Origin of the sequence: Halopseudomonas sp. (assembly GCF_036961105.1) — a bacterium.
Classification (GTDB): domain Bacteria; phylum Pseudomonadota; class Gammaproteobacteria; order Pseudomonadales; family Pseudomonadaceae; genus Halopseudomonas.
In genome coordinates this window covers 114,379-132,189 of the sequence record NZ_JBALWW010000007.1, presented here as the reverse complement: position 1 = coordinate 132,189, position 17,811 = coordinate 114,379, and the positions used below count along the sequence as shown (strand labels likewise).

Genomic DNA, 17,811 nt, shown 5'->3' with positions numbered 1-17,811 from the left:
GGCTCCCTCAAACATGAAATCACACGTTGCCGACTGGCGGACGCGGGTTTACTGCGCCCGCATTGAGCCTGTGGGCGATCAGCCCATTTTGCGGCTGACCAACTACCCGACCGACCTTGCGATGAGCAATGGCGAGATATACCGCGCCGAGAACGGGTATGAGTTCAGCGGGCTGACCGCCACCAGCGACATGAGCGCGACCGGCGTAGACCTCGACGGCATTCTGCAAGAGGGCGGCGTGACCCTGGATGCCATCGCGTCCGGCGTTTACGACAACGCCCGGGTGTATGTGTTTGCCACGAGCTGGGCCGCGCCGATCGAGGATGAGGAAGAGCTGGGCCTGTTCTTTTGGGGCAAGACCGATCCCACGGATCAGAAGTACCGCACGCAGCTGATGGGCGCGAAAGACGTGCTGTCGCAGAACGTGGGGCGCACCTGCTCGCCGACGTGCCCGAACACGCTTTTTGACCAGCACATCAATGGCGATCTGATTGCCAGTACGCGTAGCAGTTGCACCGGTCCGCGCAGCAACCCGGACGGCCCGCAGATGGCGGACTATCTCGTCACCGGCACGCTGACCAGCGTCACCGATCAATACACCTTCACCGATTCCGCGCGCGCCGAGCCTGACGACTGGTTCGGCTATGGCGAAATCCAGTTCGTCACGGGCCCCAACGCCGGGCTGCGGCCATCGCAGATCAAGATATTCGCCAGCGGCCAGTTCACGCTGCATGAAGCGCTGTTCTATCCGCCGTCCTCGGGTGATGAGTACAAAGCCATTCCTGGGTGCCGCAAGCGCCTGCAGGACTGCCGAGACAAGTTCCAGAACGCGGTAAACCGTGGCGCGCAGGATCACGTGCCCAGCCAGACCCAATACACCCAGCGGGGGCGCGGAGCATGACGCCAGACGACATCATTGCCGCTGCCAGCGAGTGCATGGGTACCGCATTCCGGCATCAAGGCCGCGTGCCCGGTCTCGGCATGGATTGCGCTGGGCTGCTGGTGCATTGCTTCAAGGCTCTGGACTTGCCGCATCAGGACGAGCTCGGCTACCCGCGCACGCCCTATGACGGCCAGCTGAAACGCATCCTCGATGCCCAGCCATCGTTGCAGCAGATCCCGGTTGCCGAGGCCCAAGCCGGTGACTGGCTGGTGATGCGCCTTGTGCGCGATCCGCAGCACATCGCCCTGCACGCCGGGGAGGTGCGCGGCCACACGTACATCATTCACGCCACCTCGGAATCAGGAAAGGTTGTGCGCCACCGACTTGACGACCTGAACCGTGCCCGCGTTATGCATGCCTATCGGATGATTAGCCCATGAGCTTCAGCGCAAACCTGTTTGGCCGCGACAGCGCGATTTTCAAGGTCGGCAACGTGCTGGGCCTGGGCATCCCTGGTTGGCTGGACAAAAAGTTTGGCCCGCCCGAAACCGAAGGCCCGCGCCTTTCTGATCTGTCTATCCAGACCAGTACCTACGGCGCCGACATAGCGCGCGTCTACGGCACTATCGCCATCGCTGGGAATATCACCTGGCTGGAAGGCGGCAAGCTGAAAGAGGTAGTCAAGAAGAACAAGCAGGGCGGCAAGGGCGGTGCATCGTCCGAGCCGGACAAGACCTATACCTATTACGCCACGTTCCACCTGATGCTGTGCCTGGGTGAGATTCAGGGCATCCGCCGCATCTGGTGCTCAGACAAGCTGATCTACGATGCCGGCAGCGATGATCTGGAAACCATCATCGCCAGCAACGACGCGGCACGGGGCTGGACGCTGTACCGTGGTACCGACGACCAGATGCCCGACCCGCGCTATGAAGCAGATGTGGGTGTTGAGAGCGCTAGCGCTAACCGGGGTATTGCTTACCTGGCGTTCCGCGACTGGAATCTGACCGACTACGGCAACAGCCTGCAGGGGTCGCAGTTTAAGGTTGAGGTGGTTGAAGCGCAGCATCAGTCCTCCGCAACGGTGCTGACATCAATCGGTTCCAGCGTAGTTAGCGCCGTAGCGCCTTGGGTTCAGGTTTCTTTCCCCACTGTGTTCGGGTACCGCTTGGTTGATATCTTCCCGCCCTACGAGGCATATATCGGGAATTACTGGGAACGATTTACTACGTCTGGAAGGATTGATCGGTACGGCGTCACCCCTATCCCGTCCGGGCTTCCTGGAGTGCGCAGAATGGTAGGTGATGCTGACGCAACTAGAGTGTTGTCAACGACCTCAGCATGGGTGGACGGCCGATACTACACGGGAAGCTTTTCGGGGCAATTATGGCTGGTGGTTAAGGGCTCCGAGCTGTATGTATGCAGCACTGCAGGAGGTTTGCAAAAAATAGATTCAGTCCACGGCGTTGAGGCGGTACGGAATGACCATCCATATCGATGCATCGCGCCCACACATGAGGGTATTGTAGCTTACGTTAATCCGGGCGAGCTTCACTTTCTGGATTCAGAGCTGAGCACTCTTTATGTTCTAGATTTTGAGTACAGTTCCACTAACGCGCTAGCGGTTTATATAAGCTATGAGGATGGTGTCGTTTATGTGGCCCCGGAGGAAAAGGAAGGGCCTGTTCTTGGATACGATGCGGAATCAGGCGGTCTTGTGTTCGATTCCGGTCCCACGCCATCCACCGGATACTCTTCATATTCGGGCTACCCGGCGCATATACAAGGAGGTGTTTTAACCCAAGCGTTGATTCAGCTCAGCGGTGAGCGAAGCGTTAGGGCGGTTAGTATAGGCAGGGCACAGACGACATCAAAGTCTTTGGCGGAGGTGATTCAGCGCGAGGTCGAGCTATCCAACCTGCTCACCGTTGATGATATTGATGTCTCGATGATCGACAGGGACGTGCGCGGCTACATGGTAACCGGCGGCACGATTCGTTCATCGCTTGAGCCGCTGGCTACCGCGTATCAATTCGACGTCATCCAATCGGGTTACAAGCTAAAGTTCGTGCCGCGCGGCGGTGCCAGTGTATTGACCGTGCCTTATGCAGACCTCGGCGCAAACAGCGGCGACAGTCCGGACGAGATATTTAGTCAGTCACGGGAAATGGACCCGCAGCTACCGGCCAAAACTACCGTCAGCTATCTCGACCCTAACCGGGAATATGAAATATCTGAGCAATATGCGGCGCGCATCAATACCGAGGCTGTCAACGAGGTCGATGTAGAGCTGGCCCTGGTCATGGAGGCCGACGAGGGCGCGGGCATTGCCGAGATACTGCAGAACCTGGCTTGGCTATGGCGAACCGATGGCGCTACGTCACTGCCTCCGCCCTATCAAGGGCTTGAGCCAACAGACGTAATCACTCTTAACTCGAAATCGGCAGTGCATGAGGTATTCGTATCCGAGGTTGACTACACCCAAGACGGGCGAGTGGAGATTAAATTTAAGCCGAACGCTGCCGCCGTGTTCATTCCCAACGCATCGGGCGGAGAGGGTAATGTACCGCCCGGCACTATCGGCCTGCCCGGCCCATCGCTGTTCCTGCCGCTGGACATTCCGCTTGTTGACGAAATAAGCCAGAACACGCCCGGCTTTGTGGGCGCCATGACTGGTTATACCGAAGGCTGGCCCGGCGCGACTGCATTCCGATCCGCCGACAGCGGGCAAACGTGGACGGATATTCAGGGCTACTCGGGCAAGGCGAGCATCGGCAGTGCCACGAACACCCTGGGCGTGAGCGAGGGCTATCTGATCGACAGTCGCACGCTCAATGTGCTGATGATCTCGGGCGAGCTGGAAAGCATCACATACGACCAGCTGCTGACCGGCTACAACTACGCCGCCTACGGGGTCGATGGTCGCTGGGAGATCGTGCGCTTCCAGAATGCGGCATTGCAAGCAGACGGCAGCTATACGCTCTCCGGTTTCGTGCGCGGCGACAAAGGCACCGAGTGGGCGACAGGGTTGCACCAATCTGGCGACTGGTTTGTGCTGCTCGATGACCCGGACAACGCATTCATCAGCATGGCTACGGCCAACATCGGCATCGAACAGCTTTATCGCGGAATCACCCAGCGGGCCAGCATCGATACCGGTACAGACGTCGAGTTCGGTTATGACGGCGTGAACCTTGAGCCGCTGAGCCCTGTTTACGCAAGGGCAACGCGGGACGGCTCCGGCAATCTTTCGGCAACCTTTGTACGCCGTTCGCGGCTGGGCAGTACATGGTGGGGCAATGGAGTTGAAGCGCCTATCGGTGAAGCAACCCAATCCTACCAGATCGACGTAATCAAGATGGGCGCCGTGATACGCACTATCGAATCATCAACCCCGGCATTCAGTTATTCAGCAGCCGATCAGGTGACTGATTTTGGCTCTGCACAATCATCAATCCTGTTCCGCATCTACCAGGTCAGTGACTTAGTAGGCCGCGGTTTCGTGCGCGAGGTAACACTGTGACAACACCCAATACCGGCCTGCCAGAACTAGCGAACGGCCAGCAAAACTACCTGAATGCCAACGCTGCCTTTGCGATTATCGACGCATTGATGCAGACGGCGGTTATCAGCAAGACGCTGACCGCCGCGCCCGGAAGCCCGGCCAATGGGGTGCTGTACATCATGGCCTCGGCGTGGGCTGGCATAACCGGTGCCGCTGCTGGCCGGCTCGCGCTGTACCGCACTGGGTCTGGCTGGATTGTTATCACGCCGAGGACTGGCTGGAAAAAAGAGGTTTTGGCGGACGGTCTTACCTATCGCTACAACGGCACCACTTGGCTTGAATGGATTGCCAGTTCGTCAACCAGCTTTGCGGGCATTACCGGGACACCTTCCGACAATACTGCCCTTGCTGCTGCCCTCGACGCCAAAGAAGACGCAGTGCAGGACAACCTCTCTGCCAGCGTGCCGCCGACCGTCGATAATGACGAGACCGAAGATTACGCACCCCGCAGCCGCTGGTTCGACATCGTGGCCGGGGAGTCCTATCTGTGCCTGAGCGCTGACGATGGTGCCGCTGTGTGGGTGCAAACCTCGTTGACGCTAGATGAATTGGGATCGGCGGCGCTGGCTGACGTGGGCACAGCAGACGCTGAGCTGCCCACAAACCTGACTGTGATGGGCAAGATCACTGCATGGTGGAACGGCGCCACATCACTATTCGGCCGCTCATTTGTCGCCAGCGCTGATGCTGCTGCGGCGCGGACTGCGCTGGAGCTTGGAACATTAGCTCTGCAAAACGCCAACAGCGTTTCGATTGGAGGCGGCGAGGCGGTTCTCAGCTCTGCAGGACAGCCGCTAACAGCAATAAAGACTTCTGGCGGCGGAAAGGTATTAGAGCTTAAAAAAGCTACAGACGCTGCAAGCTACTTCTCTATTGAATCTGGCACTGACGGGTCGAGTTTTCTGCCGCTTTTTCGCTCCTACTCAAACGTAGCAAGTCAGCCGGCTTTGTTTCTAGTTGGCGATACGCCAGATTCATCAAACACAGGGACGGTGGCCCTGGTACGAATATCTGGTCGCCGCAATGGAATTAGCCAATCTGTGCGACCCCTTTTGGATGTATCCAGAGTGAACGACCCGGTTTTCACAATAAACGTGGACGGATCTGTCGTCTGTGTTGGCCCTATCAAGCCTGGCTCTTTCACAGTAGCGACTTTACCAACGGCTCCGCTTACCGGGGCGCAGGCATACGCTACAAACGGTCGAAAAGCAGGGGAAGGAGCAGGCGCAGGAACTGGCGTGCCGGTCTACTTCCAAGGCAGCTGGAAAACCTACTACGACAACACAATAGTGCAAGCATAAGGAGCAAGGTTATGAGCATAACAGAACAAAGAGTTCCAAACGAAATACTCATTCGCTATGCGGAAGACGGCACTATTGCGGGAGCGCATGTCGCCTTCTTGAATTTACTAAAGCGAGACGGTGTAGAGGTCAGCAGAAGCATTGACGGCCCGCACCCTATGGGTACTGTTGCATTCCCGGCAGAAGTCATACTGGCTCAAGCGCTGATCGACGCACTTGAAACCATCGAACAGCTCAATGTGCAAAAGGCAGTGCTGGAAAGCCAGTTGACTGCTCAGGATAGCGCAGAAGGATAGGGTTGCCGGTACTGCAAACATCACCGGTTTAGGGTGGAAAAGTGGTATTGCCCGGCGGCGTTGATGGCGCTATGTGGATGGTTAGTAGTGCACACGGCGGCGTGGCGTTAGGGCAAGGCTGCTGCTAGTCTTGCTGATTAAAGCGCGACTGCGGAAGTACCCTTTGAAAAAATACTTATACCTGACACGTCCAGATTGGACAACGGCATGGGTTCTCGGTGGTGATGTGCCGATCTCTTTGGCTAGTAATTATCTGTCGCCAGAAAGAAAAGGGATTTACACGCCTGACGAGAACCTTACCCACAATTCTCCCGTTGACTTGCTCAGCCTGAAGCCATTTATAGGTTTTGGACCCAACCCAGACGTTAGGGGGCTAACTATAAAAGGCTGCAGTTTTAACGGCGTGGCGATACCTGACATTGTTAATGCCAGTATTTACTTAGAAGACGGTTTGATACTTTCTTTTTGCGATGCTTTTGATATAGATATTGCGAAAAGGCTCGACAAGAAAGCGTGCGTAGAAATTAAAAATATTGACCGCCTAAGGTCGTTTTTAAATTGGAAGCTGGGAAAGACGGCGAAATTCGGGTCCTGTCTTTACACAACAGACCACCAGCGTAATCATTTTCTAAAATCACAGCATGATTCTTGGCAGCAAGAGTATCGTTTTTTCTGGCGCATTAACCAATCACGAAGCGTCACACTACCCCCTGGAATGGCGAAGGTGGTGTGGGTAGAGGACCCCAAAGTTATGGGCGCTGTTTAAGTACTGCAAAGCAGGATCATGATATTAGGGCGGTGATATCTCAACATGCGGTAGCTGCGAGCTTTGTTGTAGGAGCGAGAGCGGAATGCCGGTACTGCAAACATCACCGGCGATATAACTAGGAACTTCAGGACGACTCACAATCCCTGTGAGAACTGGTGTTGATACTGCCGCCACCGTCCTGAGCTGTCATCCCTGCACGATCAAAAATGCTGACCAATTCACACACCGCCCTTGAGGCGGTTTTTTAATGCCTGGAGTTTATATGCCCCTTGATGAAGTAAGGCGCGGCCCTATAGCGGCTGCGCTCTCGCTGCTGCCTGATCGTATGACGTCGCCGGAAGCTGAGGTGATGATGATGGCTATCGGGTTGCAGGAAAGCCGATTTGAGCACCGGCACCAGATCGGAGGGCCAGCTCATGGCTTCTGGCAATTTGAGCTTGGTGGCGGTGTTCGTGGCGTGCTGACTCATTCGTCCAGCCGAGATTATGCGCGGGGCTTGTGTGCTGCACGCGGCGTTGCGCCCAGTGCTTCGGCGGCGTTTGCTGCGCTGGAGCATGACGACATCCTTGCCGCTGGCTTTGCTCGGTTACTGCTCTGGACGGACTCACGCCCGCTGCCGGCCATCGGTGAGGTGCAGACCGCTTGGCAGTACTACATTCGCAACTGGAGACCGGGTAAGCCACACGAAAAGACCTGGGCACCGCTGTATGCCGAAGCGATGGAAGAGGTGGGCCATGATCGCTAAATACAAGATCTGGCTGAAGGGCGGCGCCCTGATCGTGCTGGTGCTGCTGGGGTTCGGGATTGGGTGGATCTGGCAGGGCGCGAACGGTGAGGCCGCGCTGGAACGGGCCAACACTGCGCACGCGAATACGCTGGGGGAGATTGCAAGGGCAGGGCAGCGTCAGCTGCAGAAACAGCAGGAGCTGCTGGTGGCCGAGCGCGAGCGGCTGCAGGCGCTGGATCAGGAACACTACGGGGAGATGGAAGATGCGAAACAAGAAAACAAGAGGCTTGAGCGCCTGTATTCTGGCGCTGATGATGAGCGTAAGCGGCTGCGCATCGCAGTCAAAGTTGCCCGCGCCGATGCCATCGTGTCCGAAACCACAGGCGGCAGCAGCTTGGGCGATGTCGCCGCCCTCGAACTCAGTCCAGAAGCTGGACGCGCTGTTTGGGATATCCGCGCCGGAGTGATCGAGGATCGGGCCAAGCTGTTGTATTTTCAGGAGTTGGAGCGTGAGCGGCAGAGTCAACCAAACGGGCAGTAAACCGGCACGCCGGCTTCGCGGGCTGCGTTGCGCATATCCGCAGTGCCGCGGCCACCAGGGAATGCCACCACGCCGTCCGGCTTGAGCTCCAACATCTTGCGGTTACGGATCGGGCCCGCGCGCCTGCCGTGCTTCTCCCATTCAGCCCTGAACCGCTCCAGCGGTATGCCGTAGCCCACCGCCCATTCTCGCGCCCACTTATCCGCACCGGTCGGGCACTCGCCCTGTATCACCTCGGCAATGCCGCGGTAGGTGTGGATGTGATCGAGCACGCGGAACACTGCCTGCCGGTCGCTGAAGTGCCGGCCGCCGCAGACGATTATTCGGACGGGCACGGTTATTCCCTCATAACCCGAGCTGCAAACGCTGCTCGCTGCTCTTCATTGATTCCCTTCTCCAGCGCATCCAGATAGTCCGCATACCACTGCATCATGATGATGCGCTTCTCAAGGTAGGCGGCCTTGTCGTACACCCCGCGCAATCCGATCTTCTTGTGTGCCAGCTGCATTTCCGACCAGGCGTCAGGCCAGCCATGCTCGGAAAGGATAGTCTTGCAGGTATGCCGCGAGCCGTGGCCGGTCATGCGCCGCTTGTATCCTGCCTGGGCGAACACCTTGTTGATCGTGGCGTCAGACATGATTTGCGATTTCACGCCCTCGGACGGGAATAGGAATCGTGACCTGCCGGTGTGACGCTGCAGCTCCAGTAGACCGGCTACCACCTGGTCGGGCAGCGGCACCAGGTGATCGCGGCTCATCTTCATCTTGAACGCCGGCACCGCCCATAGCTGGGAATCAAAGTCGAACTCTGACCACTCAGCAGCGCGCACCATGCCAGGCCTTGATGCCGTGCGCAGCACCATCCAGGCGGCGACCTTTGCCATGATTTTGCTGGGAGACTCGCGCAGCGCCTGCATGAACTCAGGCAGCTCTGATTCCATCAGGTGCGGGTACTGCTCGACGGCCGGCGCTTTCTCCGCAATGTCGACCAGGTTGCTTGCCGGGTTGTTCTCGCATAAGCCGCGGGCAATGGCCATGCCGAATATCTGATTCAGCCACGACCGAGCCTTCTCCGATGTGTTGTGCGCGCCGCGATCCTCAATCGATCGCTGCAGGTCAGCGCATTGTCGGCGGCTTACTTCGTCGATAGGGGTGGCGCCAAGCGCCGGAAGGATGTCGTTATCCAGTGCATAGCGCATGCTCTTCATCGTTTTGATGGCGCGCCCGTCTCGTGCCTTCTTCTCATACCAGGCTTCAGCTACCTCTCGAAATGAAGGTGCGGCCGGCGCGACTTGCTTCGGGGTGGCTGGGTCGATGCCGTTATCAAGCATATCCGAGAAGGTGAGGGCTTTTGCACGGGCGCCCTTGGCGCTTACGTCCGGATAGGTTCCAAGGCCGAGCCACGACCACTTGCCGCTGGCAGGTTTCTTGTAACGCCACTCCCACCGCTTGCGGCCGGACTGGTTCACCACAAAATAAATTCGGTCAACGCCGTAGCCTTCCCGGTATTCCCTTACCTCCGGCTCCAGAGAAGCCAGCACCGTGTCAGCCAGCGGACGGCGCTTGATATCCTGTCTTTTCATGATTTTCTTGTATGGTGGAAGCCCTGAGAATCGAACCATACACGAGGCCATACAGGGCGGGCAATTGTGACAGGGGGCAACAGGGCATAACAGGGGGTAACGAAAGCCGCGTCATTCGGTCGTTTGAGGGTATGCAGGGAGCAATAGGGGCGATGCAGAAATAATGCGTTGGAGCGGGTGAAGGGAATCGAACCCTCGTCGTAAGCTTGGGAAGCTTCTGCTCTACCATTGAGCTACACCCGCACAGGCGCTCTTTGTACCAGAGTCGCTGACGCTGGGGAAGGGGGCAGCGGTATTTGTTTTGCCGCCCACCGGGCCGCTCTCAGCGTTGCTGGTTGAGCTGCATCAGCAATTGATAACTGTGCTGCCTGGCGGCCTGATCGTACATGGGGCTGTTGATTATCAGCTCGTTCACCCCGGTACGTTCCAACAGTTGCTCAAGCTGCTCGCCTGCGGCTTGCGCGTCGCCAATCAGGCTGCCGGACAGGGTAGACATGACCTGGTGGCGTTCATGCGGTTGCCAGAGGCTTTCCATGTCGTGGGTGGGTGCAGGCAATTTGCCGGGGCGGCCGCGAATCATGTTGAGAAAGGCTTGCTGGTGCGAACTGGCCAGATAGTGCGCCTGCTCGCGGTCATCAGCCAGATAGGCGTTGATGCCCAGCATGGCGTAGGGCTCGGCGAGCCGCTCTGAGGGTACAAAGTGTTCACGGTAGAGACGTAGCGCGCTGAACAGGTAATCGGGCGAGAACTGGCCGGCAAAGGCGAAGGGCAGGCCCAGGCGTCCGGCCAATTGGGCGCTGAAGGTACTGGAGCCGAGCAGCCAGATGGGCACATCGAGACCGGCGCCAGGTACCGCGCGCAAGCGCTGGCCGGGGCTGGGAGCGGCAAACAGCATGCGCAATTCCTCCAGCATCAGCGGAAAATCTTCGCCGTCGGTGCGGCCACGGCGCAGTGCCTGGGCGGTGGACTGGTCTGTGCCGGGCGCGCGCCCCAGGCCGAGATCGATGCGGCCGGGGTAGAGCGATTCCAGGGTTCCAAACTGCTCGGCAATCTGCAGCGGCGCGTGATTGGGCAGCATGATGCCGCCTGAACCTATGCGAATGCTATGGGTGCCTGCGGCCAGGTAGCCCATGACCACGGAAGTCGCGGCGCTGGCGATGCCGGTCATGTTGTGATGCTCGGCCACCCAGAAGCGATTGTAACCCAGTATTTCGGCCAGCTTGGCGAGGGCCAGGGCGTTGTGCAGCGCGTCTGCTGGCGTTGCGTCTTCGGTAACCGAGCATAAATCCAGTATGGACAGCTTAATGGCCGAGGTTGTCATCGTTGCTCCTGCACATCAGTTTGCAATCACGCTATGCTAACGTCGATTGAGGACCGGCGACACAGCAAAACATTTCCAGGCAAGAAATGCGTGGAAGTAGCTGCGGGTAGCGTCTGGGCGTTGGAGGACCGGGATAGTTCCTGAGTAGCCGAGTAATCACCAGGAGAGTGAGAGCCTATGCTGCCTTACCTAGGTAAAAGCGGTGCACTGCGTTGTACCCTGCTGGCCGGCTTGTTCGCAGCCGGGCCATTGTTGTTGGCTGGCCCCAGCGTGGGGGCAGAAGTTATACTGACTGACGCCGCGGGTGCGCCATTGGCCAACGCCGTGCTGCTGGTGGATGCAGTGCCTGCCGCACCGCAGCAGATGTATGTGATGGATCAGGTTGAGCGTCAGTTTCTGCCCCAGGTGCTGACGGTGCCTGTCGGTGCTCTGGTGGATTTCCCCAATAGCGACGATGTGCGTCATCACGTCTACTCGTTCTCCGACGCCAAACCCTTTGAATTGCGCCTGTTCAAGGGCTCGGAGGCGCCGCCAGTCACCTTTGATCGCGCCGGCGCGGTAGTGCTTGGCTGCAATATTCATGACGCTATGGTGGGTTACATACTGGTCACCGAGAGCCCGCAGTTTGCCGTGAGCGACGCTAGCGGCCGGGTTTCGCTGCCCGATTTGCCTGATGGCAACTGGCCTGTTTCCTGGTGGCATCCCAGTCAGTTCCAGCAGGCCCCGGTATCGCTGGGTGAGCTGGACCTGAGCACGCCCGGACAAACGCTGAGTCTGCCGGTGACGGCTGCCCCGGCAGAACCCGCGCCGGCGCTTTCACCCTTGCAACAACGTTTCAAAACGGGTTACTGACAAGGTGCGGATCCGAAATTTGCGTACCCGCCTGATTGTCACTTCCGTCGGCTTGCTGGCGCTGGTGCTGGGTGCGGTATTTCTGGCGGTTTATACCTCCACCGACGTTTCCGCCAACCGCCAGGCGCAACGGCAGTTGCAGGTGGGTAGCAACGTTTTCAGCAATTTGCTGGAGGCACGTGCGCGGGAGTTGACCAGCGCAACCCAGATACTGGTAGCTGATTTCGGTTTTCGTCAGGCGGTGGCTACCGGTGACTTGCCGACCATTCGCTCCGCTCTCTTGAATCAGGTCCAGCGCATCGGCGCCGATCAGGCGATGTTTTTTGATGCCCAGGGCGTGCTGCGTATTTCTTCGGTTAACCGCCCTACGGCGAAGGCGGTCGAGGTGCAGGCGCTGCAGCCGTTCTCCGACCAAGCCATGATGGCGATGATCGACCAGCGCCCTTATCTGTTGGTGCAAGCGGTGGTGCGTGCGCCGGTGCCGGTTGGGCAGGTGGCAATGGCCTTCAGCCTGGACGAGGCGCTGGCACGCGAGATGCAAAAGCTGACTGGGCTGGAAATTCGCTTTGTCAGTAGCCGCGATGACAATGTGATGAGCAGCTTTTCAACCTCGCCCTACGCGCAGAACGATATGGATCTGCACGAAGGAACCCAGACGCTGGAAGGCGAGGGGTACCTCACCACGGTTATCAGCTTGCTGGACCAGCAGCCATATAAAGTGGCGGCTCAGTTGGCCAGTCCGTTGAGCGAGACCCTGGCGAGTTTCGACGTGCTCAAGCGTGAGCTGTTGATCATCACGCTGGTGGCGCTGGTGGCCTCATCACTGCTGGCTGTGCGCTTTTCCAGCAGTCTGGCGCGCCCGGTCGCGCTGCTCGCAGAAGCGGCAATGCGCATTGGTCGCGGTGACTATACCGGCCAGGTAAGGTTAGCGCGCAGCGATGAGCTGGGGCTGCTGGCCGAGCGCATTGACGCGATGCGCAGTGGTATCGCCGAGCGCGAAGAGCTGATTGCGCACAACGCATTGCATGATCCGCTGACCGGCTTGCCAAACGTCAGTGTGCTGCGCGAGCAGCTCAGGGCATCGCTGGTCAGCGGTCAGCGCGGTGTGCTGGCGCAGTGCAATCTGGTCACTGCCGATCTGATGCTCAAGGCGCGCGGGCAGGACTTCATGGATACCCTGATACGTCAGTCGGTGGCGTCACTGGAAGGTCAACTGCCCGCTGACTCGCTGCTGGCCTGGCAGCCCGGCGTAGGCTTTCTGCTGCTGTTGGACCGGCGTGAACTGGATGAAGCGGTAGTGGTCATTGACGCCATGTTGGCCCGGCTGGGCGAAAAGCTGCAAGTGGACGACATCAAGCTCAGCTCCCAGTGGCTCGCCGGCGTGGTGGCCTGGCCGCTGCACGGCGGCGATCCGCACGAGTTGCTGCGCCAGGCCAGTATCGCCCTGGCCGATGCTGCGCCGGGGCCGGAACGCATCGCGGTCTATCAGGCGCAGCGCGATCAGGCATACCAGCGGCGTATTCGTCTGGCGCGTGATCTACGCTACGCCCCTCAGCACAAGGAATTGACCGCCGTCTTTCAACCCAAGCTGGATCTGGCTTCTGGCGAGGTACGCCAGGTTGAGGCGCTGATGCGCTGGAATCACAGCGAGCTGGGCGCCATCAGCCCCGACGAATTCATCACCCTGGCGGAGCAGACCGGCAGCATTGGCATGCTGACGCAGTGGATGATGGCGGCGGTGCTATCGCAACTGCGAAGCTGGATTGATCGCGGCATTCACTTGCAGGTGGCGATGAATATATCCGCGCGCGATCTGGACGATCCCGAGTTCCCGCAGCGCATCGAACGGATGCTGCATGCGCAGCAGATCAGCCCTGACTACCTCTCATTGGAGGTGACCGAGAGCGCGGTCATGCGTGACCCTGAGCGCAGCCTTCAGAGCCTGCGCATATTGCGCGACCTGGGTATCGCCCTGGCAGTCGATGACTATGGCACTGGCTACTCCTCGCTGGCGATGCTGAAGAGTCTGCCGGTGCAGGACCTGAAAATCGACAAGTCCTTCGTCCTGCAGCTGACCGAAGGCAGTGATGATGCGGTGATCGTCAAATCGACCATCGAACTGGCCCACAACATGGGCCTGAAGGTGATCGCCGAAGGGATCGAGAATGTGCAGAGCCTGAACTGGCTCAAGGAGCGTCACTGTGATGTGGCGCAGGGTTACTTCATCAGCCGGCCGCTGGCGGTGCCTGATCTAGAGCGCTGGATAGAACAGACCCGGGGCACCTTCGGGGTGGGAGAGCGCGTTTGAACAGGTTTTTGGCCGGCGCTGTTTTACTGCTGGGCGCAAGCGCCGTGCTGGCTGAGCCCGGTGGTCGCCTGTTGGCCACGGGAGGCGCGACCAGTATTGAGGGTGCTGCGGGTGGCGGCATAGTGCCCTGGGCGGTTCTGGCTGGTTACGGTACCCGTGACGAGTGGGGCGGCGATGTATTCGCTACGCGCGTCGATAGCGGCGACTACCGCCTGGATGCCTACGGCGTATCGCTGGGGCTGTCTAACCGGCTGGAGCTGTCGGTGGCGCGTCAGCGCCTCGACATGGATGCGCTCAGCAAGGCCGCAGGGCTGCCCGATAAGACTCTGAATCAGGATATCTACGGTCTCAAGCTGCGCTTGTTCGGTGACCTGATCTACGAGCAGTTGCCGCAGGTTTCGCTGGGCGTGCAATACAAGCGCCAACGCAGTTTTCTGATTCCCGCGCTGGTGGGCGCCGAGCGCGATTCGGATACCGATTACTATCTGGCCGCCTCGCGCCTGTTCCTGGGGGCGGTGGGCGGTTACAACCTGTTGCTGAACGGCACACTGCGCTACTCGCGGGCCAATGAAACCGGTTTGCTTGGTTTTGGCGGCGACCGCCGCGACAGTCGCAGCCTGCTCAAGGAAGGTAGCGTGGCACTGTTGCTCAATCCGCAATGGGTGGTCGGGATGGAGTATCGGGAGAAACCGGACAATCTGTCATTCGCTGGTGAAAGCGACTGGCACGACCTCTTTGTAGGTTATTTTCCGAGCAAACGTCTCGCTCTGGTCGCTGCCTGGGCTGATATGGGCGAGGTCGCCACCTTGGATGGGCAGCAGGGTCTCTATCTTTCCATGCAGCTGAGTTACTGAGGCGCCAGCCATGCGAACTCCACTTCTGACAGCACTCTCCACTGCGCTCATGATTTATGGTCTTTCCGGCTGTGCCAGCAAGGCGCCCGCCGACGACAGCCTGTACCAGGCCATGGGCGGGCAGGCTGGCATCAACCGTGTGGTGGAGGGCCTGCTGTACCGCATTGCCGATGATCAGCGCATAGTGCGTCACTTTGCCGAGACGGATATCGCGCGCTTGCAGGAAAAGCTGCAGGAACAGATTTGTGTCGAAGCAGGAGGGCCTTGCGTGTACTCCGGCGACAGGATGGCCCAAGTGCATGCCGGCTTTGATCTCACCGAGGCAGACTTCAACGCGCTGGTGGAAGATCTGATTGCCGCGATGGAGAACGAAGGTCTGCCGGTGCCGGTGCAGAACCGCCTGTTGCAGCGCCTGGCGCCAATGCGCGGCGAGATTATCTATCGCTAGGCTCTTCGCCGATGTCGTCCAGAGAATCGCTGCCGGTCAGAGTCACTTCGGTAATCAGACTGGCCGAGGGCATGCCGATAGCGGCACCCTGAGCAAAGGTTACACCGAGCTCGCGTACCTTCTCGAGAATTGCCGGGCTATGGACAAATTCGGCCACGGTCTTCATGCCCAGTTCTTCGGCAAATTGCACAATGCCGTGGCAGATCGTCATGGCCGTGGGATTGGTATCGAGCTGTTTTATCAGGCTGCCATCAATCTTGATCAGGTCGACATCCAGGCGCAACAAGTGCTCGAAATTGGAATAGCCGGTACCGAAGTCGTCAATGGCGATGCGGCAGCCGAGTGCCTTGGCCTTGTCAATGAACTGGCGCACCGCCGCATAGTTTTCGATACCCTCGGATTCGAGAATCTCGAAGATCACTCGCTCGCCGATCTTGTTGCTCCGTACGGTGTCGAGAATATGCTCTGCCAGCGCCTGATCCAGCACATCCTCGCAGGACAGATTCAGCGAGAAGGTGTAGGGCAAGTCGGCAAATTGGCGCATGCTGCTTTCCACCATGCAACGGGTGATGGAGCGATACAGGCGAACCTTTTTGGCCAGATCCAGAAATTGCGCCGGGCTGATCGGTTCACCTTGTTCATCCAGCAGCCGGACCAGGCACTCGAATTTCTCGATCCGGCCGGTCTTGATGTCCATGATGGGTTGAAAGAAGGGCACGATACGGCCCGACTCAAGTGCACCTTTCAGTCGGTTGGCCCAGATCAAATTCTGCTCATAGCTTTCGCGCACTCGGTGGCGCTCGTCATAAATGACGTAATTGTTCTTGTGCAGACGCGCCAGTTCAAGGGCGATATTGGCGCCGGGTAACAGTGATTCGCCGCTGATGTCGTTGTTGTCGCGCTGCGCATTGCGCGCGGCGCCGAGGCTGGCATTGAGCGGGATATCCTGGCTGTGCCAGGTGATGCGCAGGGCGCTGATGAACTCCAATAGCTGATCAAGCTGCGGCATCAAGGATTCTTCGGTGTGTTTGCCAGGCAACCAGATGGCCAGTTCATCGGCGGGCATTCGATAGAGTCGGCTTTGCTGCCAGCCCGCTTGCCGGCCCAGATAATCGTGTAATTCGTCGGCCAGTTCGGCAATGACATGGTCACCGCATTCATGGCCATAAAAATCGTTGATCTCCTTGAAAGAATCGATGTTGAGCAATATGAGTGAAGCGGTTCGGCGCTTCTTCAGATCAACCAGCAAACGCTCGCGGTTGGGTAGCTCGGTCAGGCTATCGGTGTAGAGATTGTGCAGTTGGCGCAAGATACCGGCCACCAAGTAAAGAATCAGCGCCGAAATCAACAGCAGAATTAATGCCGTGGTGCTGACAATCTTGAGGTTGCTGCGGCGCATCGGCTCCAGCACGGCGTCAATCTCCGCCTGGGGTACGCCAACACCAAACAGCATGCCTGCCTGAGTGCGGGAGAAGAAAAGGGCGTGCTCGCGCTGATCCAGATCGAGTTGCAACTGTTGCATCGGGGAAGCCAGCTGGCGGGTGCTGATGATGCGGGTGGTGCTCTGCGGCTTGAGCTGCTCATACAGGTTCAGATCAATGATGGCATTGATCAGGGCTTGCGCTTTGGCGACGTTGGTCGCCTCAGACAGGCTGGACAGGTTGCGATTCTGGGTATCAAGCAGGAACGAAAAGGTTCCAGGCGTGACCTCCACACGGCTAACGGTGCGTACTATATCCTCGGCGCGCCAGTCGGTAACGGCCAGGCCGATGGGCTGTTGTTGGTTGTCATGGATGAGCACGGCATGGCTGATCACCGCGCTGTCGATGCTTGCCTTGTAATACGCGGGCATCCAGTTATCGGCTGGATCGCGGCTACTCTCGGGTTGCCGGTCAAGTTCTACCAGGCGTTGATACCACTGGCGAATCAGCTGCTCGTCGGTATCGGGAATGCGCTCGACCAGAATGTTGTTGTCCTGTCGATAGGCATACAACGCGCGCTGGTCCTGGTCATCGCTGAACCAGACGCTGCCACCGTAGCTGTCGGGGAAATCGCGCAGCGCTTGTTCCAGGCTTTGGCGTAAACGCTGGACCGTTACCCCGGCGCTGTCTTGCAGGCTGTCAAACAGCCCGCCCATGCGCGCCAGCCCTTGGGTGTTGTGTTCCATCTGCCGATGGTGGGCGTTGATACGATCCAGATTCGCGTAAAAGGTATCGGTAATTTGCCGCTGGCGCAGCTCGGACATGGCGCGTTGCGCGTAATCCAGGTTCAGGCTCGACATCAGCCAGGTGCCAAACATGAAGATGCACACCAGCAAGCTGAGCAGAAACATGATTGCTGGTTTGACGGGAAGCATTGTTATTC

At 58.6% G+C, this 17,811-nt stretch carries 16 protein-coding genes and 1 tRNA gene; 12 read left to right on the top strand and 5 right to left on the bottom strand.

Going from position 1 to position 17,811, the window contains the following annotated elements:
- The first annotated feature begins 13 nt into the window (after positions 1-13).
- From V7756_RS09525 to V7756_RS09490, 8 genes are all read left to right on the top strand, one after another.
- Entirely contained in the window at positions 14-901 is an 888-nt protein-coding gene (locus V7756_RS09525) for a DUF2163 domain-containing protein (RefSeq protein ID WP_335609921.1), read from the top strand.
- Positions 898-1,323 carry an NlpC/P60 family protein gene (locus tag V7756_RS09520; protein ID WP_335609920.1) on the top strand — a complete coding sequence of 142 codons (426 nt, stop codon included), beginning with the start codon at positions 898-900 and terminating at the stop codon, positions 1,321-1,323. The genes V7756_RS09525 and V7756_RS09520 overlap by 4 nt, the downstream gene beginning before the upstream one ends.
- The gene (locus V7756_RS09515) at positions 1,320-4,406 is read left to right on the top strand and encodes a phage tail protein (protein WP_335609919.1); all 3,087 of its coding nucleotides are present in this window, start codon (positions 1,320-1,322) and stop codon (positions 4,404-4,406) included. Before V7756_RS09520 ends, V7756_RS09515 begins: the two co-directional genes overlap by 4 nt.
- On the top strand, positions 4,403-5,749 hold the full coding sequence (locus tag V7756_RS09510) for a DUF2793 domain-containing protein (RefSeq protein ID WP_335609918.1): 1,347 nt from the start codon (positions 4,403-4,405) through the stop codon (positions 5,747-5,749). The genes V7756_RS09515 and V7756_RS09510 overlap by 4 nt, the downstream gene beginning before the upstream one ends.
- Before the next feature lie 11 nt (positions 5,750-5,760).
- Positions 5,761-6,045, top strand: coding sequence for a hypothetical protein (locus V7756_RS09505; protein ID WP_335609917.1), 285 nt, complete (start codon positions 5,761-5,763; stop codon positions 6,043-6,045).
- A gap of 163 nt (positions 6,046-6,208) precedes the next feature.
- Positions 6,209-6,811: a hypothetical protein gene (locus V7756_RS09500; protein ID WP_335609916.1), complete on the top strand. Its 603-nt coding sequence runs from the start codon at positions 6,209-6,211 to the stop codon at positions 6,809-6,811.
- 265 nt (positions 6,812-7,076) lie between these two features.
- A complete protein-coding gene (locus V7756_RS09495) occupies positions 7,077-7,559 on the top strand; it encodes a hypothetical protein (protein ID WP_335609915.1) in 483 nt (160 codons plus the stop codon).
- Positions 7,549-8,082 (top strand): lysis system i-spanin subunit Rz, encoded by a 534-nt coding sequence (locus tag V7756_RS09490; RefSeq protein WP_335609914.1) that lies wholly within the window; start codon positions 7,549-7,551, stop codon positions 8,080-8,082. Before V7756_RS09495 ends, V7756_RS09490 begins: the two co-directional genes overlap by 11 nt.
- Here V7756_RS09490 and V7756_RS09485 read toward each other — a convergent pair.
- The 4 genes from V7756_RS09485 to V7756_RS09470 form a co-directional block, all read right to left on the bottom strand.
- A complete protein-coding gene (locus tag V7756_RS09485; RefSeq protein ID WP_335609913.1) occupies positions 8,064-8,417 on the bottom strand; it encodes a DUF2493 domain-containing protein in 354 nt (117 codons plus the stop codon). The genes V7756_RS09490 and V7756_RS09485 overlap by 19 nt on opposite strands.
- A gap of 2 nt (positions 8,418-8,419) precedes the next feature.
- The gene (locus V7756_RS09480) at positions 8,420-9,664 is read right to left on the bottom strand and encodes a tyrosine-type recombinase/integrase (protein WP_335609912.1); all 1,245 of its coding nucleotides are present in this window, start codon (positions 9,662-9,664) and stop codon (positions 8,420-8,422) included.
- 169 nt (positions 9,665-9,833) lie between these two features.
- Positions 9,834-9,907: transfer RNA gene (locus tag V7756_RS09475), tRNA-Gly, on the bottom strand.
- Positions 9,908-9,986: 79 nt separating this feature from the next.
- Positions 9,987-10,985, bottom strand: coding sequence for an LLM class flavin-dependent oxidoreductase (locus V7756_RS09470; RefSeq protein ID WP_335609911.1), 999 nt, complete (start codon positions 10,983-10,985; stop codon positions 9,987-9,989).
- 177 nt (positions 10,986-11,162) lie between these two features.
- Here V7756_RS09470 and V7756_RS09465 point away from each other — a divergent pair, with 177 nt between their 5' ends.
- From V7756_RS09465 to V7756_RS09450, 4 genes are read left to right on the top strand one after another with little or no spacing between them, the layout of a single operon-like run.
- Positions 11,163-11,837, top strand: coding sequence for a methylamine utilization protein (locus tag V7756_RS09465; protein WP_335609910.1), 675 nt, complete (start codon positions 11,163-11,165; stop codon positions 11,835-11,837).
- Positions 11,838-11,856: 19 nt separating this feature from the next.
- The gene (locus V7756_RS09460) at positions 11,857-14,145 is read left to right on the top strand and encodes a putative bifunctional diguanylate cyclase/phosphodiesterase (RefSeq protein WP_335609909.1); all 2,289 of its coding nucleotides are present in this window, start codon (positions 11,857-11,859) and stop codon (positions 14,143-14,145) included.
- Positions 14,142-14,999, top strand: coding sequence for a DUF3034 family protein (locus V7756_RS09455; protein WP_442908985.1), 858 nt, complete (start codon positions 14,142-14,144; stop codon positions 14,997-14,999). The genes V7756_RS09460 and V7756_RS09455 overlap by 4 nt, the downstream gene beginning before the upstream one ends.
- Positions 15,000-15,024: 25 nt before the next feature.
- Positions 15,025-15,447: a group I truncated hemoglobin gene (locus tag V7756_RS09450; RefSeq protein ID WP_442908987.1), complete on the top strand. Its 423-nt coding sequence runs from the start codon at positions 15,025-15,027 to the stop codon at positions 15,445-15,447.
- On the opposite strand, the gene V7756_RS09445 is transcribed toward V7756_RS09450, so the two are convergent.
- On the bottom strand, positions 15,434-17,803 hold the full coding sequence (locus V7756_RS09445) for an EAL domain-containing protein (protein ID WP_335609907.1): 2,370 nt from the start codon (positions 17,801-17,803) through the stop codon (positions 15,434-15,436). The two genes, V7756_RS09450 and V7756_RS09445, sit on opposite strands and share 14 nt — an antisense overlap.
- Between the last annotated feature and the right edge of the window lie 8 nt (positions 17,804-17,811).